Consider the following 19331-nt stretch of genomic DNA (forward strand, 5'->3'; position numbering starts at 1 on the left):
CGAGCGACGGATCAGCAGCCGACACCTCGACCTATGTCGTGGAGAGCGGCGACTCGCTGGCTGGCATCGGCACAAAGCCGGGCATCAGATGGGAGCTCATCGCCCAGGCCAACAAGATCACCGCTCCGCTCGTCATCAAGCCGGGACAGAAACTCACCATCCTGGCGAAGACGACCGGTGGAGCGTACACGCCGCCTCCCTTTCCGAACGGCCTTGCTCCGGGCCGATCGTCACCGTCTGCGAAGGGCCTTCAGCAGGTGCTGAAGGTTCGAACGGCAGCATGACCGCACGCACCGGGTGGACGTCACGTCGCCGAGGTGCCCGGCCGCGCGGCGAGGCCAGAGCACCCACAGGCACGACGCCGGGCGTACCGCGACCACCAGCATCCTCGCAGAAGTGCGCAGCTTGTCACCCGAGCGGTGGGAGGCGAGGACGACGTCCGCAATGGCCAACCGGCGGCGACTGTGAAAATCGCTGTCCGATCACCGGAGCACGGTGATAGACATCCGGCGTGGAAAAGAGTCTTGAGTTCCCTGACCTGCTGCGACTGATCGATGAACGGTCGACCGCCTTCCGCGCCGCGGTCGCCGCCGCGCCCAGTCTCGACGCACAGGTGCCGAGCTGCCCCGAGTGGACGCTGTTCGATCTGGTGAAGCACCTGGGTGGGGGAGACCGTTTCTGGGCCGCCATCGTCGGCGCGGGGCCTGCCGACGCTCCCCCGGCCGAGGCCACCGCTGCGCGCGCCGCTCTGGAAGTGCCGCGGGAGCGTGAGGCCCTGCTGGCCTGGCTGGCCGCGTCGACGCAGCTTCTGCTGAGCGCCCTGCGCGAGGCAGGACCGGACGCCGGCTGCTGGGCGTGGTGGAGTGCCCTGCAGACGCCGCGGACCTCCGGCGGAGTCGCCCGGCACCGGGCCCAGGAGACCGCGGTGCACACCTACGACGCCCAGCTCGCCGCGGGCGCCCCGCAGCCGCTGCCGGCCGAGGTCGCCCTCGACGGTGTCGAGGAGTTCCTGTTCACCTGCGTCGCGACGCCCAGCGCATGGCCGCACGAGCCCACGGCCTTCGACTTCCACGCCGCCGAGGGCCCCTCCTGGCGCCTCACGGTCGACGGCGAGGGCGCACGCTCCACCCGCATCCCCGCGCCCATGGCCGCGACCGGCGAGGACTCGGACGCAGCCGGCGCCTCCATCCATGGCACGGCCAGTGAGTTGGTCCTCTACTTGTACGACCGTATCCCGGCCGACTCCTTGCACGTTGACGGAGACGCAGGGCTGCTCGACCTGCTCCGCGCCTGGGAGCCGGAGGAGTAGGACGTAGCGGGGGCCGTTGGTCGCGCCTCGATCCGGTAGGACACGACTCTTCGCCAGGTTCGTCAGTCGCGGCACCGGGCTCAAACCCGCGAGGCGGCCTCGGGGCGTCAACCAAGCCGACCGTCTACCTGGTCAGAGCTCAAACTCACGACCTCCGCGCGATCAGAGACGAGCACGTCGATAGCCGGGCAACCGCCGACCGGCTCGCTCTCCGTATCCAGCGAGCCGGCGGTTCTGCGTCGAGGCCGACCCCTGGCCGCGCTCCTGGTCCCACGAACCCTCCAGATGATCATTTGTCAGGTAGGCCATAGGTAGCTGCTCTCTTCCCCAACCCGCTCAGCGGCGACCTCCGCTCTCGCCATCGGTGTACCCACCGCCTGTTCCAGCGTGGGGAATCCAAGTGAGCATGTCTGGCCAGCACCTGAGCGGCGGGTGGGGAAATTCGAGGTTCTGTCAGCGATCTCGTGAAGGCCGAGGTCAGGCGGCTGCGTAGGCGGGAATGCCCTGGTCATGGGGGATGTCTAGGTCCTTCGCCAGCTTCCTCCGTCAGGACCTCGACGCCGTCACCGCCGGACTGACCCTGGCCTACAGCTCGGGCGTGGTCGAAGGGCATGTCTGCAGAGTCAAGCTCCTCAAGAGAAGCATGTACGGTCGCGGGTCCTTCGCGCTCTTGCGAGCCCGCATCCTGGCACGACCCTGACCTCGGCATGCACGAGATCGCTGACAGAACGTTGAACTTCCCCACCCGGTGCTCGGGGTCTCCTCGGAGTTGCTCGGCTTGGTTCCCCAGGCTGACCCGCGCTGACCTGCGGACGGGCACCGCAAGGGGGGCCCGCCCGATAGGCAGCCAGCATCAGAGCCGTGGTGGCCAGTCCAGGGTGCGCGCAGCGCATCGCGTGAGTGACGCCGTAGGCGCCCTTGGCGGCTCCGGGGTCCTACCGCAGGCACCAGCCGCGAAGTAGCGGTCAGGACTTTGCGACCGCGGACGCCGGCCACCGCCAGGTCGCCGGAGCGGCGGGGAAAGCCTCTACGATCCGGTTGATCACCGAACCGGGGAGGGAACATGGCCGAGGGCCGGGAAACGGACGCGGTCGCCGAGAGACCGGTGGAGCTGACCTACCGGCCGACCGTCGGCGAATTGGCGTCCGCGCTGCGGGCACGCGCGAGGAGCACCGGCGCGGGACGCTTTCAGCGCGGGGCGCTTGTCTGGACGGTGGCGGTCACGACCGTCGGCGCCCTGCTGTCGTTGGCCGGCTCCGGCCACCGGGACACACCGTGGCCGCTGTATGCGGGGGTGGTGGTCTTCGGCGTCTTCATGACTGCGGTGCCGTGGTTGCAGGCGCGCCGCCTCCACCGGCTCGCCGAACGGCAGGGGGACATTTGCGGGACGGTCGACAACACCGGGGTCCGGCTCACCACCGCGCACAGCTCGGCCAGCCACGACTGGCACCTCTACTCGCGCTATGCCGAGACGCCGGAGCTGTTCGTGCTTCTCAGCGCCGACAAGTCCGCCGTCGGCTTCGCCGTCCTGCCCAAGCGGGCCGTGGCGGACCCGGAGGAGGTGGACCGGCTCCGGGCGGTCCTCGACCGGCGGCTCGTGCGCGCGGACGACGGCGAGGCGCCCGGAGTCCCACGGAACCGGGGCCGGGCCGTCGGCCGCGGGGTTGGCTCTGTAGGACTGTTGCTGCTGGGGCTGCTGCTGTTTCTCTTCGCCTTCGCCGCCGTCCAACACGTCGCGCACCCGGACCGCTTTTCCGGAATCGAGAACAACACCGCCCCGATATCGGCCGTCATGCTGGGGCTGGGGGCGCTTGCGGTCGCAGGGGCTTGGTGGCTCGTACGGCGGATGACGGCCATGCGGATCGTGACCGCCGTGCTCGCCGTCCTTGTCCTGCTGGCCGGTGGCGCCGCCCTGTACCGCGTTGGGCCGATGCTCCACTGCTGGGGCTCGGAGCGGATCGCCCGCGGGCCCGAGGGCTCCTACGTCTGCTACGACTTCTGAGCGGGGCCACGGTTTCCAAGCCGGCCCGGAGATCATCTCTCGGCGGCGGGCCGCAGAAGCCGCGCAGTCTGTTGCGCGCGCCGCTCACTGAACCTCCTCAGTCCGTTGAGAGCCGGACCGAGTGAGGCGAAGAGCACCCCTGGTCGTTTTCAGGGCTCTGTTCGCAGTTCCGTGAATCCCCAGGTCAGCGCAGGGAACGTGGGGTCGTTTCGGCACGGTGTCTTCTGCCGCCACGTACGGCAGGGCCACCTTCGCGCTCCTTCGGGCCGGAACCCTCACTCAATCATGACCTCACCAGACCGCGAACGAGCCGGCCGCAGGAAGCAGCATCAGCTACGAGAGGCCTGCGCCCCATGCCTTCTCGGCGGCGCATCCTGCATGTGAGTCGCCTGGTGGAACAAGCCGCGGACTCCGGCTGCCAATGCCCATACCAAGAGGGGAAATGCCGCGACCCGCTCCATGCCACCCATCCCGAGTCCGAGATAGCGGTGGGAGAGGAAGAGCCCGAAGGCCGCGATCGCTATTACTCCTAGCAGGCTGGTCGCCCAGCGCAGCGGACCCGGCACATCGTCTGCCAGGCCGACGCCCGCCAGCACCAGCCCGATGTTGCCCATGGCCATGATGAGCAGCGCACCCAGGACATGCAGGTTCTCGTGGACGTCCGCAGGCGCTAGCCCGGCCAACACGAATCCCATGCCGCCGCAGGCCAGCAGCCACCGGGCCACGAGCGCGGTCGCGCCTCCGCGCCACACAGCGCCGGTCAAGAAGACACCGACGACGAGGAGCGTTCCCAACGTGATGAACGAGGCGTTCATCAGGCCGTGTTCGGGCGAGCAGATATAGCGGAGTTCGGGTTCCGACTGCATGGCGCAGTGAGCGTTACCCAAGTCGCTGATGTTGTTCCCTGCCCAACTGTATGGGCTGGCCCAGGCCGACTCGACGATCACGTGGGCGACAAAGAACTGCGCCACACCTGCAACCCACGCGACGTATCCGATCTGAGTCTTCAACTATCCACCTTCTCCAGCACGGTTCACGTGCCAACAGAAGATCATGCACGGCCGACCTCAGGCACTCCGACAAACCCCCGGCGCGAGGTAGGGCAGACCCCACGTTCAGCCACGGCTCAGGGCTTCACGAAACTGCGGACAGAGCCAAATTCGAAGAGTCTCATCAAAACTGCCGCCTCCTTCATGAGGCCGACCAGCGCACAGCCCAGCACGCCCGCGAGACCCGCGCATGAGCAAGGCGAGGCCCCCAGCGGTGATGGCGCGGGCCAGGGTCTGGGCAAGGCAGTATCAGGCCGCTGGCAGTAGTGGAGTCGCCGCGCGGCTCAGGGCCTCTTCGGCAAGTTCAAGGTACCCGGCGGCTTCCTGGTAGCACGGATCGCAGTGGGCGAGATCATCTACTTCCAGGCGGGCGCGGTGAGTGAGTTCGGCCGGCCCGTCGAAGGGGTCGGGTCTTCCGTGCCGCTGCTGTAAGAGTGTTTTGATGGCGAAGTGTCCCGCCACCGCGGCGACGGCCGCGCAGGCGCCGACGGCGGGATGCATCAGCCACAGCCCGCCGATCGCAGCGCCAACGGCCGTGGAGACCGCTATGGCCTTCACCTTCGTCAGGTCCAACAGGTCTTCCAACGTCCGGTCCGCGAACCGTCAGACCCCCCGCTGCCGCAGCGTAGACCCCCCTCTACCCTTCACCACCTCCAGCTGGGCGTGGATGCGGCGGCGCAGGTCGGGGACGTGGCTGACGATGCCGACGGTGCGGTCGCGTTCGCGCAGGGAGTCGAGGACGTCGAGGACCTCGTCGAGGGTCTGGTCGTCGAGGCTGCCGAAGCCCTCGTCGATGAAGAGGGTGTCGAGGGCGACGCCGCCGGCTTCGTCGGTGACGACGTCCGCGAGGCCGAGGGCGAGGGCGAGCGAGGCGAAGAAGGTCTCGCCGCCGGAGAGGGTGGCGGTGTCGCGCTCGCGTCCGGTCCAGGCGTCGACCACGTGCAGCCCGAGGCCGCTGCGGCCGCGTCCGGTGCGGTCGTCGGAGTGGACGAGGGTGTAGCGGCCCGAGGACATGCGCTGCAGCCGGGCGGTCGCGGCGGCGGCGACCTGCTCCAGGCGGGCCGCGAGCACATACGACTCCAGGCGCATCTTGCGCTCGTTGTCGGCGGAGGTGCCCGCGGTGAGGGCGGCGAGGCGGGCGACCCGGTCGTACTCCTCGCGGAGCGGGGCGAGGCGTCGTACGGCCTCGGTGGCGCGCGCGGAGAGGCGGTCCAGCTCGGCGCAGCAGCGGGCGGCCGCGTCCCGGGCGGACGTGGCCTCGCGCAGCCGGTGTTCGGCCGCGGCCGCCGCGCGCTCAGCCGTGACCGGATCGGCGGCCGGCTGCTGGGCGGCGGCCGCGGTGTCGGCCTCGGCGAGCATCGCGCGGACGGCGGACTCCTCCGTCTGCCAGGCGTCCAGGCGGTGCTGCAGCTCGCGGTGGGCCGCGGCGTCCAGGAGGGCGGCGGTCGCGGCCTGCGGGGTGTCGAAGCCGGCGCGGTAGGCGGCGTCGGCGAGGCGGGCGTCGGCGTCCTTCAGCCGCTGGGCCGCGTCCTCGGCGGTGCGCGCGGCGTCGGCGGCGTCGGTGAGCAGCGCCACCTGCCGCTCCAGTTGCGCGGCGCGCGCGGCCACGCTGCCCGAGCCGCCGCGCGCCTTGGTCAACTCCGCGTCCAGCTGGGCCTGTTCATGCTCCAGGGTCTCGCGCCGGGTGAGCCGTGAGGCGGCCCGTACGGCGGCCTGCTGGCGGTCGGTGAGGCGCTGTTCGCGCTCGCGCTCGGCGCGCCGCAGCTCTTCGTGGACGGCGTGCAGGGCGGAGGCGGCACGGCGGGCGCGGGCGTACTCCTGCTCCAACTCGGCAGCAGCCTCTTCGAGTTGGGTGGTGGGCAGGTCGCCGGCCTCGGCGGTGGCGGCGGCCAGGGCCTCGCGGACGACGCCGAGCCGCCGCTCGGCCTCGGTGTGCCGCTCCTCGGCGTGCTGGTGGGCGGCGAGGGCGCGGTCCTCGGTCTCGCGGTCGACGTGTCCGGCGATCTTGCGGGCCGGTGCGGGGTGTGCGGTGGCTCCGCAGACGGCACACGGCTCGCCGTCGGTGAGGTGGGCGGCCAGTTCGGCGGCGATGCCGGTCAGGCGCTGTTCCTTGAGGTCGAGCCAGTGGGCGCGGGCGTCGAGGGCCTGCTGCCCGGCGGCGAGCGCTCGGCGCCGCGCGTCCTCGAGGTCCGCGGCCAGCGCGTCCCGGGTGCGGGCCGCGGTGAGCCGCCCGCGCATCGGGTCCCGCTGGACGGCGAGCTGTTCGGCGCGGGTGGCGGCCTCCTGGGCGGAGTCGACGCGGGACTGCAGCGCCGCGCGCGTGGCGTCCCATGCGGCGAGCCAGGTCTCGGCCTCGCGCAGCACGTCCTCGTCGGCGCGCTCCTGGCGGTCGAGTCCGGAGCGCTCCTCGGCCAGCTGGGCGAGCCGCTGCTCGGCGCGCCGGGCCGCGTCCAGGCCGCCCAGCTCCTCCGCGGCCCGGCGGGCGGCGGCGGCGAGTCCGCCCGCGCCCGCGTCGGCACAGGAGTCGGGGAGCATGCCACGCGCGTGTGCCTCGGCCCGGGCCGCCCTGTGGTGCTCCTCCTCGGCGGCCTGCCGTAGCTCCAGCGCGGGCGCGACGGTCTCCGCCTTGCGGGCCCGCTCCATGCGCTGCTGGGCCTCGCGGTGGGCGCCGGCCCGCTCCTGGAGCCGCTCGGCGCGCTGCCGGGCCTCGGTGAACCGGGTCTGCAGCCGGGCGAGTTCGCGTACGTCGTCCAGGGTGCGCCGGTTCGTGGCGTGGGCGGACTCGGCGGCGGCGAGGCGGCAGTGGGCGACGGTGAGGCGTTCGCGGGCGGTGGCGCGGGCGACGGCGGCGGCGCCGAGGACGGTGTCGGCGAGGCCGGGATCGCCGGGGGCCAGCTCGGGCAGCTCCATGGCGTCGCCGGCCTCCTGCTGCATGCGGTGAGCGTCGGCGAGCAGCGCCGCGTCGCCGTCACGCACCCGTGCCTCCGTGGCGCGGCGGCGTTCGGCCAGGCGCTTTTCGGCGTCGGCGAACCGCTGGGTGTCGAAGAGGCGGCCCAGCAGTCGGCCGCGGGCCTCGGCGTCGGCGCGCAGGAAGCGGGCGAAGTCGCCCTGGGGCAGCAGCACGACCTGGCAGAACTGCTCGCGGCTCATGCCGAGCAGCTGGGTGATCTCCTCGCCGATCTCCTGGTGGGAGCGGCTGCGGTCCTTCCAGACGCCGGCCGCGCTGTCGTACTCGCGCAGCCAGGTCTGGGCCTTGTCGACGGTCGTGCCCTTGCCGCGCAGTTTGCGCCGCTCCCAGGGCGGCTGCCGGGTGATCTCCAGCCGGCGTCCGGCGACGGTGAGGTCGAGGCGGACCTCGGTGCGGGTGCGCGGCTCGGCGTGGTCGCTGCGCAGGTGCATGCCCTGGCCGCTCTGCCGGGCGCCGGGGACGGCGCCGTACAGGGCGTAGCAGACGGCGTCCAGGACGGAGGTCTTGCCGGCGCCGGTGGGGCCGTGCAGCAGGAAGAGGCCGGCGGCGGCGAGGGCGTCGAAGTCGACGCTCCGGGAGCCGCCGAAGGGCCCGAAGGCGGTGATGTCGAGCCGGTGCAGCCTCATCGGGCCACCTCCCGTACGGCGTCGTCGGCGCGGACGGCGTCGAACGCCTCGCGCAGGACGGCCAGCTCGCGCTCGTCGGGCCCGGCTCCGCGTACGTGGGCGACGAAGTCCTGGGCGATCTGCTGGTCGCTGCGGCCCGCGAGGCGCCGGGCGTACGACACCGAGGGGTCGCCCGGGGCACGCTCGGGGGCGAAGGCGAGGCTGAGGGTGTGCGGGAAGCGCTCGGTGAGCCGGGCCATGGGGTCGGCGGGGCGGACCGGGTCGGTGAGCGTGGCCTCGACCCAGGCGTCCTCGTGCCGGGCGAGGTGCGGATCGGCGAGGAGGTCGTCCAGCGTGCCCTTGATACGGGCCAGCGGGCGGGGCACCGGGCAGTCGACGCGCTCGGCGACGACGGAGCCGTCGGCACCGAGGTCGATCAGCCACATGCTCTTGCGGTGGTCGGTCTCGGAGAATGAGTAGGCGAGCGGGGAGCCGGAGTAGCGGACGCGCTCGGTGATGGTCTGGCAGCCATGCAGATGGCCGAGGGCCACATAATCGACGCCGTCGAAGACTCCGGCGGGTACGGCGGCGACCCCGCCGACGGTGATGTCCCGCTCGCTGTCGCTGGCCTGGCCGCCGGTGACGAAGGCGTGGGCGAGGACGACCGAGCGGGTGCCGGGCGCACGGGAGGCGAGGTCGGCGCGGACGCGGTCCATGGCGGCGCCGAGCACGGCCTCGTGACCGGCCTTGTCGACCGCGAACTCGTCCTTCACCAGGGCCGGTTCGAGATACGGCAGGCCGTAGAAGGCGACGTCGCCGTGGGCGTCGGTCAGCAGGACCGGGGTGCCTGCGGCGGACGGCTCGGTGCGCAGGTGGATGCCGGAGCGGTCGATGAGGCCCGCGCCGACGCCGAGGCGGCGGGCCGAGTCGTGGTTGCCGGAGATCATCACCGTGGGCACGCCGAGGCCGGCGAGACGGTGCAGGGCCTCGTCGAACAGCTCGACCGCGGCGAGCGGAGGCACCGCGCGGTCGTACACATCGCCCGACACGACCACCGCGTCCACCTCGCGCTCGCGCGCGGTGGTGACGAGGTGACCGATGAACTCGGCCTGGGCCCCGAGCAGGTTCACCCGGTGGAAGGCCCGGCCGAGATGCCAGTCAGACGTGTGCAGGAGTCTCATGATCCCCGAGACTAACGGCCGGGTCTGACATCACGGGCGGTTACTCCCGTCTTCGCCGCTTCGCCCCTCTCCTCCCCCATCGGCCGCCCCAGCGGCCGCTCCGGCGGCCCCGCTCGCCGTTTGCGGGCATCCTCCGAGGGGGGCGGATAGCTCGGCGCCGGATCAGGTTCGGGCTATTTTCGGCCAATGTGAGAAAAAGCACTCCGTTGCCGGTCGACGTCCCCTAAATTGACTGCCCTGTTCGGGCGGGATTTCGGGGGAACGCGATGGATCCGGTGACAGCCGTGGCAGCGGCGGGTGTGGCGCTCGTGGTCAAGGGAGCGCTGGAGACGGCGGGGCAGGAGGCCGGCCGCTCGGGCTGGGCCGGCGGTGCCCGCCTGCTCGAACGGATCCGCGCGCGGTTCCGGGGCAACGCGGACGCGGAGAGCGCCCTGGACCGGCTCGCCGGCTCCCCCGACGACGAGAACGCCCAGCAGGCCCTTGAGCGGCAGCTCGCCGCGCACATGCTGCTCGACCCGGACTTCGAGGCGGAGATCCGCCGGTTCGTCGACGAGGCCGTCGCCGCGCAGGGCCGGTCCGGGGCCCAGATCAGCGCCGCGCTCATCAAGAACGCCCAGGTGTTCAACGGCAAGATCGACGTACAGGGGAACTGGACGACGTCGTAGCGCCGACGCTGGCGCCGGGCGGGCCGGACGCCCGGCGCATGGCAGGACGTCCGACTTCTCTCCCCCGTGGCCCACGGCACGCGCGCGTGCCGTGTCCGCCCTGTGCACGACGGCCACCGCACCGACCGCACCGCTGATTCGAAGGCCGAAGAAACCAGATCATGAGCGAGGACAGCGTTTCCGAGGGCCCCCGGTCCTTAGCCGACACCGCGGACCGCCCGGGGGATCCGCCCCGGCACAAGGACAGGGAACCCTCCAAGCGGGGCCCGGATGCAGAGGCAGGCGCGGCGGAGCCCGAAAAGAAGGACGCCGCGACGCGGGACACCGAGCCCCCGCGCGCGGATGCCGAGGAGCACGACGGCCCGGTCAGCGAGAAGGACGCCCTGCGCTCCCTGGTCGAAGGCAGCGGGCCGGACGACGCGGAGCGGTCCGAGGCGCTGCGCGCCGGGGCCATCGCCGACGAGATCGCCCGGCGGCTGAGCGCCGACGCCTCCGGGACCCGTATCGGCACGCTCGCCCTGTTCAACGCGGACGTGAGCTTCGGCGGCGGCTTCCACACCGACGGCAGCCGAACCGGCGCAGCCCGGTCGGCCGGTGTGTCCGTGCTCGCCATGGATGCCACCGACATCGCCGATCACACCGAGCTGTTCGTCGCGCCCGAGGGCTACGGCGAGGCGCTGGACGCCCTGCTCGAGATGCGGGTGCTGGTGCTCACCGCCGCGCCGGGCAGCGGCCGGGAGGCCGTCGCCGTGAACCTGCTGGGCGAGGCGCTGGCCATGGACGGCGGCGGCGGAGGCTGCCACCGGCTGCTGAGACCCGCGGCCGTACTGGAGGCGGGCTGGGAACCACCGGTGAAGAATTCCGGCTACCTGGCGGCACTCGACGACGGGCCGGGCATCGACGCCACGTTCACCTCCGCCTTCCTCGGCGGGCACACCCACGGCACCGCCCAGTGGGCCGCGATCGTCGCCGCGCTGCGCGCCTCCGGCTGCTTCCTGGCCCTGACCGGCGGCCACGACCTGAACGTCCTGGCGGCCGGACCGGGCCTCGACCAGGTGGCCCGGCACCCGCTCGTCCCGGTCGACCCCCTGGCCATCGTGGAACGGCGGGTGCTCGGCCACGGCGGCACCCCGGACGCGTACGCGGATCTGCACGGACTGCTGGAGCGCACCGGTGCCGCGGCGGCGCTCCGGGAGCAGCCCGCGGCCCGCAACGCCGCCCGGCTCGCCTCCGTGATCCTCGCGGACGGCGATGTGGCCGCCGAGGTGGCCCGGCTGCGCGACCCGAGCGAACAGGTGCGGTCCTGGTTCAACCGGTACCGCGCACCGGACGCGGTGGCCTTCGCGCTGGCGGCCGCCGTACTGGAGGAGTGCGGCTACCTCACCGTCGCGGACGCGGCGGTGAAGCTGCGGGCAGCCCTCGTCGAACCCGAAGTCGCCCCGCCCGACCTCCGGTTCGGGGACCGGCTCGGCCACGAGCAGCAGTGGATCCGGCTCGACGTGCCCGAAGCGGGCGGTTTCGCCGCCCCCCGCGTCCGGTTCCGCAGCGCGCTGCTGGGGCAGGCCATCCTGACCTACGCCTGGAACCTGCTGGACGGACGCCGCGAGGCCGTCCTCGGCTGGCTGCGCGGCCTGCTGAACCACCGTGACCTCGAGGTGCGGGCCCGGGCCGCGGTCGCGGCCGGCGTGCTGGCGCGCACCGATCCGCAGTACGCGGTGCACCGCTTCCTCACGATCTGGGCGGGCAGCACCTCCTGGCCGCTGCGCCAGGCCGCGGCCACCGCCCTCGGAGTGGCGGGCAGCCGAGCGGAGACGGCGGAGGCGGTGTGGGAGCTGCTGCACGAGTGGGCGGGCGGCGACGCCTCCGCGTACCGGCGCCGGCTGGCCGGTACGGCGGCGAACACGGTGGGAGGGCTACTCGGCCGTGCCGCCCCGGACCGGGCCGTGGCCGTCCTGCGCAGCGCGCTGGACCGGGAGGACGACTGGGGCACCCTGCCGTCGGTGGCCTGGGGCGGTGTCCACCTCATCCACCGGGGGCAGACCGCGGCGGTCCTGGAGGCCTACCTGGAATGGTCCGAACCCCAGGACCTGTCCCCCATGGTCGTCAAGTCGCTGTCGGCGTTCGTGTTCGCGGTGTCCCAGCCGTACGAGAAACCGGTCATCGACACCGCCGACGACCGCGGCCACGCACGCGTGCCCGGCGTGCCCGTCCTGCTCAGCGAACTGCCCTGGCACCACGACCGGCTCGTCGAGCTGTGGGCGCGTGCCCTGGCCCGCCGGCCGGTGCAGGACTCCGCACTGGAAGCCCTGCGCACATGGATCGACGACTACGCCGACAAGAGCCCGGACTCCCTCGACGCCATCGCCGCGCTGCTCAGATCCGTCGCCCGCCGGCCCGGACGGCACGGCGAGCGGCTCACCTGGTGGCTGGAGAAGTGGGCCCACCACCGCGACAAGCCATCGGCGGGCGCCGCCCGCCTGCTGCGCACACTCGACCGCGCCCGGTGACGGCCATCGCGCAGCCGCCGTCCGCGAGAGCACCCGAAGGAGAGGGGGAGACATGCAGGAAGAGACCTACGACCCGGTCCTGAGCAGCGACGACATACGCAAGTGGCGGTTGGTGAACCCGCTGCGGCCACCGGCTCCCGGCCGGGCCCTGGTCCTCGTCCCGAGCAGCGGCCCCTCGCTGACGATCCGCAGCGGCGAGGAGATCCCCTCGGCGCGCTTCGGGGCGTATCGCAGCGTGTTCACCGTCGACATGACCGAGCACCGGCTGATCCTGGACATCCCGCTGCTCAGCCGCGACCCCACGTTCTCGTTCCGCAGCCGCGTGGACCTCGTGTGCCGGGTCGCCGACCCCGCCCAGGTGGTCGCGCGCGGCATCCGCGACATGAGCGGCGCGCTCTACGGCTATCTGCGCAAGCAGCTGCAGGCGGTCGCCCGGAACCACGACATCGCCGAGTTCCACGAGACGGAGATGGCGCTCAACGCGGCCCTGGCCCCCTTCAGCGGCGATGACGCGATCCGGCTGCGCAACATCCAGATCGAACTCCTCGTCGACGAGGAGGAGATCGCCACCAGCGGGCGCGAGTACCGGGACGTCGTGCGCGAGACCCGGTTGGAGGGCATGCGCCGCAGACGCCACCTGGACATGATCCGCGAGGAGGGCGTCGACGGGCTGATCGCCGGGATCATGGAGAAGGAGGGCCCGCGCGCCGCCCTCGCCTGGATCGAGAAGGCCGAGGCGGAGAAGCGGGAGGTCCGGCGCGAGGTCATGCGCATGGTCCTGGAGCGCGGCGACGCGGACCGGGAACCCTTCGAACAGGCGGAACTGGAGCGCGCCGTACTGGAGGAGGTACTGCGGGACGGCGACGGCCTGTTCGACACGGCCGCCCGGCGCGGTCGGCTGCGCGGCAGCCTCGCCCGCGCCCTGGAGCCCGGTGCCGACGACCGCGACGAGGACCGTGGAGGGCGTGGCGGGGAGCGCGAGCCGCTCAAGGGGGAGGTGCTGCGGGACCGGTACGGCGACGACGGCGGCCGAGCCGCCGACGGTGCCCGGCCGCGCGAGGAGAGCACGTCCGGTTCGCGGCTTTCCGGCACCGGCGGCCGTCGCCCCCGCCCGGAGAGGCCCGCGGGCCCACCCGAGGACGAGCCGCTGCCCGGCGCCGGGGGAGGACGGGCGGACGACGGCCACGGCCCGGGAGCCGACCACCGCACCGACCGCGGTACAGCAGCCGATTCCCGCGCCGACCACTGCACCGACGGGGGTACCAGGGACCGCGCCGGTGAAGGCGGCACCGGAGGCCGGGTGGCGGGTGACCGGGACGGCACCCGCGCCGACCACGGCGCGGCCGAGCGCCGTACGGACGGCACGGCCCCCCGGGTGAGCCGCATACGCGGGACCGCCAAGAAGCACCGCCCGGACACGTCCGACAGCAGTGGGGAGCGCCGATGACCGGCCACCAGGAGCACACCGCGCAGCCCCCGGCCCCGCTCGGGGCACCGGCGGGGTATCCGGCCGTCCCGCCCGGGCAGGGGGCAGGGGCCGCCGCGCAGCCACCGCCCCCGTCCGCGCACGCGCTGTCCCCGTCCGTCGCCGCCCCGCCGGACGGCCGGCCGGTGCCGCAGCGGATCTGGTGCGTGGACCATGAGGGCCTGCTGGCGATCTCCGTGTGGACCGAGCGGGTCCCGGGGCGCGGCGAGGACGCGGATCCGTTCGTCGCCCACCACATGGACAGTGATCAGGGCGTGCTCGCGGTCTTCGACGGATCGGGCGGCGCCGGCGCCGCTCCCGTCTGGCAGGCGTCCGACGGGGAGAGCCGCACCGGCGCCTGGGTGGGCGCGCGGGTGGCCCGGCTGGCCACGGACCACTGGTTCCACGATGTCGCGGCGGAGGGTGAACCGGCCACACCGGAGACCCTGCACCGCTATCTCCAGTACTTCCTCGGCCATGCACCGCAACGCCGCAGCAAGATCAGCGGCACCATGCGCCGCCAGCTGCCCACCACTCTCGCGGCCGTGCACTACCGCCTGGTGCGCCGTCAGGCCGAGCCGGAGCTGGAGCTGCGACCGCTGTGGGCCGGTGACTCACGCGCGTACGTGCTGCGTCCCGACACGGGACTCCACGTACTCACCCGCGATCACACCCGGGAGAGCGACGCCCTGGAACTGCTGCGCACGGACCCGCCGATGACCAATCTGGTGTGCGCGGACCGGGACTTCGCCATCGACGGACAGCGGCTGTTCCAGCCGTTCCCGTGTGTGCTGGTGTCGGCGACCGACGGGTTCTTCGGCTATGTGCACACCCCGGCCGACTTCGAGAACCTGCTGCTGAGCACCCTGCACGAGGCCGGCACGGTCGAGGAGTGGGCCGATCTCATCCGCCGGGCGGTACAGGCCTGCACCGCGGACGACGCCTCTCTCGCCCTCGTGGCACTCGGCTACCACGGCTTCAAGCATTTACGCGAGCAGTTCGCCCCGCGCCTGGACGAGCTGACCGCTCGGTATGTCCGTACCCGGCCACGCGGCCTGGACCGCCTCTCCCCCGGCGGCGGGGCGGGGCCCGGCCCCGCGGCCGCGCCGGACGATTCCGCGGACCTGCCGGCCCGGGTCCGCACCTGGCAGGACAGCACCTGGCACGTCTACCGCCCCGGCTACGAGACCCATCTGCCTCCGGCACTCGAGGAGCACGCATGAAACAGGGCGATGTCATCGGGGGCTACCGCATCATCAGCGAGCCCACGAACGCCAACGGCGGCAAATGCATATGGGCGTTCGCCGAGAAGGGGGGCAACCAGTACTTCGTCAAGCGGTTCCTGGAGCCCAAGCGGCCCCGTGACGACGCGGCGGACTCGCCGAGCGTGCGGATCCGGCGCCAGGTGGCCCGCGAGTTCGAGGACCGGCACCGCACGATCATGGAACGGCTGCGCCCGGACGCACGCGGCGGCGGCAACCTGGTGCTGGCCACCGACTTCTTCCACGAGGGCAGCACCTACTACAAGGTCACCGAGCGGATCGACACCACCAGCCTGGAGAAGCCGCAGGCCCTGGAGCCCCGCAACAAGATGGTGCTGCTCAAGACGCTGGGCAACAGTCTGAAGCAGCTGCACGACATCGACGTCGTGCACGGGGACCTCAAGCCGCTGAACGTGCTGGTGCAGAAGCGCGACGGGGCCGCGTTCCACACGGCGAAGCTGATCGACTTCGACGACTCCTATGTCTCGGGGAAGCCGCCGGAGCCCGACGACATCGCGGGCGACTCGGTGTACGGGGCCCCGGAGTGGCGCCGCTACATGCAGCGCGACGACTCGGTCGGCCCCCAGCACCTGACCTGCGCGGTGGACGTCTTCGCGCTCGGGCTGATGACCCATCTGTACCTGACGGGCGAACTGCCGCACCACGACAGCCGGTACGGCTCGCCGGCCGACGCCGTCAACGCGGGCGAGCACCTCGACCTGGACACCCGGCTGTCGGACGACCTGCTCGGCCTGCTGCGCGCCATGACCGCCCGCGCCCCGGGCAGCCGCCCGCGGATCACGACGTTCCTCAAGGCGCTGACCGACCCGAAGGTGTGCACCCTGCAGCATCGCCGCCCGGGGACCGCGAAGGCCAAGTCCCCGGCGGGCACGCCCGCCGCGGCGCCGGGGGCCGCGAAGCCCTCCGCTCCGGGTGCGCGCTCCAGCCGGATCAAGGCCAAGAACCTCACCTCGGCATCGGTACCCCGAGCCGAGACGCCCCCGCCGGAGCGGCCCCCTACTCCCTCCGCGGACGACAGCCCCTCACCCCCGGCCACGCCGGCACCGCCCACACCGCCGGCGGCCCCCACACCACCGCCGGCCACCGACGCCCCGGCGGAACGCACCTCCCGAGTGCGCATCAACCTCGGTGACCGGCGTCCGCGCCCCGGCTCGTCCTGACCCCGCTGCCGCCGTCGACCGACGCACCCCGCCCGAACCACCCAGGAGACTCCGTATGAGCAACATCGAGCAGTACCAGGGGAATCTGCAGTACGCCGTCGACATCGTGCTGTGCGTCGACGCGACGGGCAGCATGTTCCCCGTCCTCGACAACGTGAAGTCGAGCGCGCTGCAGTTCCACGACCGGCTCAACGACGTGATGGCGAAGAAGGGCAAGGCGATCAGCCAGCTGCGGCTGAAGGTCATCGCCTTCCGTGACTTCGGCGACGACGCCTCGAACGCCATCCAGCAGACCGGGTTCCTCCACCTGCCCGAACAGGGCCGGGACTTCGAGGAGTTCGTGCGCGGCATCGACGCCTCCGGTGGCGGCGACATTCCCGAGTCGGGTCTGGAGGCGCTCGCGCTGGCCGTCAATTCGCCCTGGGAACAGGGCCTCGACCGCAGGCGTCATGTCATCGTGATGTTCACCGACGCCCCGGCGCATCCGCTGGGCAGGCACGCCGACGTGCCGTCGTATCCGGCGGGCATCCCGCGCAGCCTGGACGAACTGTTCGAGCAGTGGGGGTACGCGCGCAGCCAGACCGCGGTGATGGAGCAGTCGGCGAAGCGGCTGGTGCTGTTCGCTCCGGACCAGGCGCCGTGGTCCGATCCGATCGCCGAGGAGTGGGACCTCACGCTGCACTTCGCGTCCAAGGCCGGCCAGGGCCTGGAGGAGTTCGAGATGGACGAGATCATCGAGACGATCGCGAACAGCCTGTGAAGCTGGACTGGCCCGATTTCGAGCTGGAGTGCGACCCAACGGGCCATCTGGTCTTCCACTGGCTCCGCTACGGCAAGGTCAGGTCGCACGTACGCAGTTGCTCCCAGCTGCGGTTGGTGCCGCAGGGCGCGGACGGGCTGTCCCAGTGGGTCTTCCATCTGCGCTTCCCCGAGGGGCCGACACCCGGACTCCTGGTGGTCCGGGTGGACGTCCCCGCGGACCGGCAGGAGGAGGCAGCGGAGTACACCGAGAAGCTGCAGCAGAGCTTCGGCATCCCGGAGCACGCGCCCGACACCGCCGAGGAGTCGGAGCTGCAGCGGGTGCCGCTCGACGCTCCGGGGTGGCTGAACGCGCCCGCGTCCCCCGCGTCGGAGGAGCTGTTCGCCGCGGTGACGGCCCGCGTCGACAGCGACACGGGCTGACCGCGCGCCGGACGAGCACGAGAAGGAGGGACAGAACGACGTGGCGGCATCGGCCAACTGGCGTTGCGCGGACTGCGACACGTTCAACGCGCCCGCGGAGAGGTCCTGCACGACCTGTGGCGAGACCCGGCGTGCCACCACGCCGCCTCCGCGCGGGTCCGGGCCGAAGCCGGCCGCGAAGCCGGGGCCGGAGCCGGGCACCGGGCCGGCTGCGAAGAAGTCGGGGTCCGGTGGGGGTGTCGCACGCCCCGGCGCCAAGCGGCCCGGCGGTGCCGGACGCCCGCCGGGTCCTTGGCGCTGCTCCGAGTGCGACACGAACAACGCGCGTACGGATGTGGTGTGCATCGCGTGCGGCACTGCCTGGAAGGCCGCGCGGAGTCGCACCCCGAAGCCGCCGCCGTCCGGGGACCCGGCCGCCGGGAAACCGGCGCCCCGCAAGACACCGCCCAGGAAGAGCACGCCCCGCAGCACACCGCCGCCGTCGTCCTCGACACCCCGGACCACCCCGCGCAGCGCCCCGACCTCGTCCTCTTCGCCCTGGACCACGCGCAGCACCCCGACCTCCCCCGCTTCGCCCTGGACCACGCGCAGCACGCCCTCCTCCCCCTCGACGCCCCGGAGCGCACCGCGGACGTCCCGTCCGGGCACATCGGGCACGTCGGGTACGACGGGCGGGCGGGGCGGGACGGCACCGGGCCCCTACCGGCCGCGCACGGACGAAGGCGTCTTCTTCCCGTCGTCCGCCACCACCGGCTACCGGCCGGCCGCGCCGCGTGTCCCGGCCGCACCGCCCCCGCGTCCGGCGCCGGTCTACCCCACGCCTGCCAGAGGGCGGTACACCCCGCCCGCCAGGAGGTCCAGGACCGGCGGCTGTCTGAGCGGCTGCATCGGGGTCTTCGTCGTGCTCTTCCTGCTCGGTCTGGTGGCCCGGGGCTGCGACAGCTCGAAGGAGACCGGCGGCTCGGCCCGCACCAGCAGCACACCGTCCTGCCCGGACCGGATCGCCGCGGAGCTGCCCGACGGGGACGGGGCCGAGCTGGTCCAGGCGTTCCACACGAAGAACAAGCAGATCACCCTGTGCCGGACGACGTCGGGTTCGCTGTACTACTACGGCGAGTTCAGCGACGGCCGGGAGAAGGGGATCGCCATGAGGGCGACAGCGGCGAGCAGCGGTTACGAGGCCCGCAACGGCGAGTACCGCTACGTCATCCACGACGGCGTCGTGACGGTGTACGAGTCGGGCAGGCAGATCGGCGAGGAGCAGCTGACCCCGGATCCGTCACCGTCCTGACTCACGCGTCGCCGTACGCCTCCCCGCCCGGTTCGAACTCCGCCGTGCCCGCCGTCGCGTCCGCCAGCCAGGCGCGGAAGGCGTCCACGTCGGCGTCGGGCAGGCCGATCTCGATGGTGACGGCCTCGCCGTAGCGGACGTCCCGCACCTCGCGTCCGGTGGCACGGAGGTCGTTGTGGACCTTGCCCGCGCGCTGGTGGTCGACGGTCACCGTGGCCAGCCGGAAGCGGCGCCGGGTGAGCGTGCCGAGGGCGTCGAGGGCCTCGCCGACGGCGCCGCCGTAGGCGCGGATGAGTCCGCCGGCGCCGAGCTTGACGCCTCCGTAGTAGCGGGTGACGACCGCGACGACGTAGCGCATCTCACGGCGCAGCAGCATCTGGAGCATGGGGACCCCGGCGGTGCCGCCCGGTTCGCCGTCGTCGCTGGCCTTCTGTACGGAGGCGTCGGCGCCGATGACGTACGCCCAGCAGTTGTGGGTGGCGTCGGCGTGCTCCTTGCGCACGGCGGCGATGAAGTCCTGCGCCTCCTGCTCGGTGGCGGCCGGGGCGAGGGCGCACAGAAAGCGGGAGCGGTTGATCTCGATCTCGTGCACGCCCGCGTGGGCGACTGTGCGGTACTCGTCCTGCATCCGGTCAGCCTATGTGGTGACGGGGAGGGGCGGCCA

Annotated in this window: 16 protein-coding genes and 1 pseudogene; 12 read left to right on the forward strand and 5 right to left on the reverse strand. The window is 72.6% G+C overall.

Going from position 1 to position 19331, the window contains the following annotated elements; genetic code table 11:
- The first annotated feature begins 38 nt into the window (after positions 1-38).
- From AB0L75_RS11560 to AB0L75_RS11575, 4 genes and pseudogenes are all read left to right on the forward strand, one after another.
- Positions 39-284 (forward strand): LysM domain-containing protein, encoded by a 246-nt coding sequence (locus AB0L75_RS11560; protein WP_365178801.1) that lies wholly within the window; start codon positions 39-41, stop codon positions 282-284.
- A gap of 227 nt (positions 285-511) precedes the next feature.
- Positions 512-1309, forward strand: coding sequence for a maleylpyruvate isomerase N-terminal domain-containing protein (locus AB0L75_RS11565; protein WP_365178804.1), 798 nt, complete (start codon positions 512-514; stop codon positions 1307-1309).
- A gap of 526 nt (positions 1310-1835) precedes the next feature.
- Positions 1836-2009 (forward strand): annotated as a pseudogene (locus AB0L75_RS11570) (ISL3 family transposase); the annotation flags it as partial.
- Positions 2010-2372: 363 nt separating this feature from the next.
- Positions 2373-3311: a YcxB family protein gene (locus tag AB0L75_RS11575; RefSeq protein ID WP_365178807.1), complete on the forward strand. Its 939-nt coding sequence runs from the start codon at positions 2373-2375 to the stop codon at positions 3309-3311.
- A gap of 329 nt (positions 3312-3640) precedes the next feature.
- On the opposite strand, the gene AB0L75_RS11580 is transcribed toward AB0L75_RS11575, so the two are convergent.
- The 4 genes from AB0L75_RS11580 to AB0L75_RS11595 form a co-directional block, all read right to left on the reverse strand.
- The gene (locus AB0L75_RS11580) at positions 3641-4321 is read right to left on the reverse strand and encodes a DUF998 domain-containing protein (protein ID WP_365178810.1); all 681 of its coding nucleotides are present in this window, start codon (positions 4319-4321) and stop codon (positions 3641-3643) included.
- A gap of 288 nt (positions 4322-4609) precedes the next feature.
- Complete coding sequence (locus tag AB0L75_RS11585; RefSeq protein WP_365178813.1) at positions 4610-4945, reverse strand: hypothetical protein; 336 nt, start codon at positions 4943-4945, stop codon at positions 4610-4612.
- An 18-nt stretch (positions 4946-4963) separates the two neighbouring features.
- Positions 4964-7954, reverse strand: a complete 2991-nt coding sequence (locus AB0L75_RS11590) for an SMC family ATPase (protein ID WP_365178815.1) — start codon at positions 7952-7954, stop codon at positions 4964-4966.
- Entirely contained in the window at positions 7951-9114 is a 1164-nt protein-coding gene (locus AB0L75_RS11595; protein WP_365178818.1) for an exonuclease SbcCD subunit D, read from the reverse strand. Before AB0L75_RS11595 ends, AB0L75_RS11590 begins: the two co-directional genes overlap by 4 nt.
- Positions 9115-9380: 266 nt before the next feature.
- Here AB0L75_RS11595 and AB0L75_RS11600 point away from each other — a divergent pair, with 266 nt between their 5' ends.
- The 8 genes from AB0L75_RS11600 to AB0L75_RS11635 all read left to right on the forward strand — a co-directional run bounded on the left by AB0L75_RS11600 (position 9381) and on the right by AB0L75_RS11635 (position 18667).
- Positions 9381-9779, forward strand: a complete 399-nt coding sequence (locus tag AB0L75_RS11600; protein WP_365178821.1) for a hypothetical protein — start codon at positions 9381-9383, stop codon at positions 9777-9779.
- 161 nt (positions 9780-9940) lie between these two features.
- Positions 9941-12286 carry a hypothetical protein gene (locus AB0L75_RS11605; RefSeq protein WP_365178824.1) on the forward strand — a complete coding sequence of 782 codons (2346 nt, stop codon included), beginning with the start codon at positions 9941-9943 and terminating at the stop codon, positions 12284-12286.
- A 52-nt stretch (positions 12287-12338) separates the two neighbouring features.
- Positions 12339-13733, forward strand: coding sequence for a hypothetical protein (locus tag AB0L75_RS11610; RefSeq protein WP_365178827.1), 1395 nt, complete (start codon positions 12339-12341; stop codon positions 13731-13733).
- Entirely contained in the window at positions 13730-14974 is a 1245-nt protein-coding gene (locus tag AB0L75_RS11615) for a serine/threonine protein phosphatase (protein ID WP_365178830.1), read from the forward strand. The genes AB0L75_RS11610 and AB0L75_RS11615 overlap by 4 nt, the downstream gene beginning before the upstream one ends.
- A complete protein-coding gene (locus tag AB0L75_RS11620) occupies positions 14971-16194 on the forward strand; it encodes a lipopolysaccharide kinase InaA family protein (RefSeq protein WP_365178833.1) in 1224 nt (407 codons plus the stop codon). The genes AB0L75_RS11615 and AB0L75_RS11620 overlap by 4 nt, the downstream gene beginning before the upstream one ends.
- A gap of 55 nt (positions 16195-16249) precedes the next feature.
- Positions 16250-16954: a vWA domain-containing protein gene (locus AB0L75_RS11625; RefSeq protein WP_365178836.1), complete on the forward strand. Its 705-nt coding sequence runs from the start codon at positions 16250-16252 to the stop codon at positions 16952-16954.
- Positions 16951-17376, forward strand: a complete 426-nt coding sequence (locus AB0L75_RS11630; RefSeq protein WP_365178839.1) for a hypothetical protein — start codon at positions 16951-16953, stop codon at positions 17374-17376. Before AB0L75_RS11625 ends, AB0L75_RS11630 begins: the two co-directional genes overlap by 4 nt.
- A gap of 901 nt (positions 17377-18277) precedes the next feature.
- Positions 18278-18667, forward strand: a complete 390-nt coding sequence (locus tag AB0L75_RS11635) for a hypothetical protein (protein ID WP_365178842.1) — start codon at positions 18278-18280, stop codon at positions 18665-18667.
- 1 nt (position 18668) lies between these two features.
- On the opposite strand, the gene AB0L75_RS11640 is transcribed toward AB0L75_RS11635, so the two are convergent.
- The gene (locus AB0L75_RS11640) at positions 18669-19295 is read right to left on the reverse strand and encodes a YigZ family protein (RefSeq protein WP_365178845.1); all 627 of its coding nucleotides are present in this window, start codon (positions 19293-19295) and stop codon (positions 18669-18671) included.
- Positions 19296-19331: the final 36 nt, after the last annotated feature.

Source organism: Streptomyces sp. NPDC052101 (assembly GCF_040680235.1).
Classification (GTDB): domain Bacteria; phylum Actinomycetota; class Actinomycetes; order Streptomycetales; family Streptomycetaceae; genus Streptomyces.

Bases quoted from the DNA above. Each gene is read 5' to 3' on its own strand.
- AB0L75_RS11640 (WP_365178845.1), bottom strand. From the start codon at position 19,295: ATGCAGGACGAGTACCGCACAGTCGCCCACGCGGGCGTGCACGAGATC.
- AB0L75_RS11605 (WP_365178824.1), top strand. From the start codon at position 9,941: ATGAGCGAGGACAGCGTTTCCGAGGGCCCCCGGTCCTTAGCCGACACC.
- AB0L75_RS11575 (WP_365178807.1), top strand. From the start codon at position 2,373: ATGGCCGAGGGCCGGGAAACGGACGCGGTCGCCGAGAGACCGGTGGAG.
- AB0L75_RS11610 (WP_365178827.1), top strand. From the start codon at position 12,339: ATGCAGGAAGAGACCTACGACCCGGTCCTGAGCAGCGACGACATACGC.
- AB0L75_RS11600 (WP_365178821.1), top strand. From the start codon at position 9,381: ATGGATCCGGTGACAGCCGTGGCAGCGGCGGGTGTGGCGCTCGTGGTC.
- AB0L75_RS11595 (WP_365178818.1), bottom strand. From the start codon at position 9,114: ATGAGACTCCTGCACACGTCTGACTGGCATCTCGGCCGGGCCTTCCAC.
- AB0L75_RS11620 (WP_365178833.1), top strand. From the start codon at position 14,971: ATGAAACAGGGCGATGTCATCGGGGGCTACCGCATCATCAGCGAGCCC.
- AB0L75_RS11625 (WP_365178836.1), top strand. From the start codon at position 16,250: ATGAGCAACATCGAGCAGTACCAGGGGAATCTGCAGTACGCCGTCGAC.
- AB0L75_RS11615 (WP_365178830.1), top strand. From the start codon at position 13,730: ATGACCGGCCACCAGGAGCACACCGCGCAGCCCCCGGCCCCGCTCGGG.
- AB0L75_RS11590 (WP_365178815.1), bottom strand. From the start codon at position 7,954: ATGAGGCTGCACCGGCTCGACATCACCGCCTTCGGGCCCTTCGGCGGC.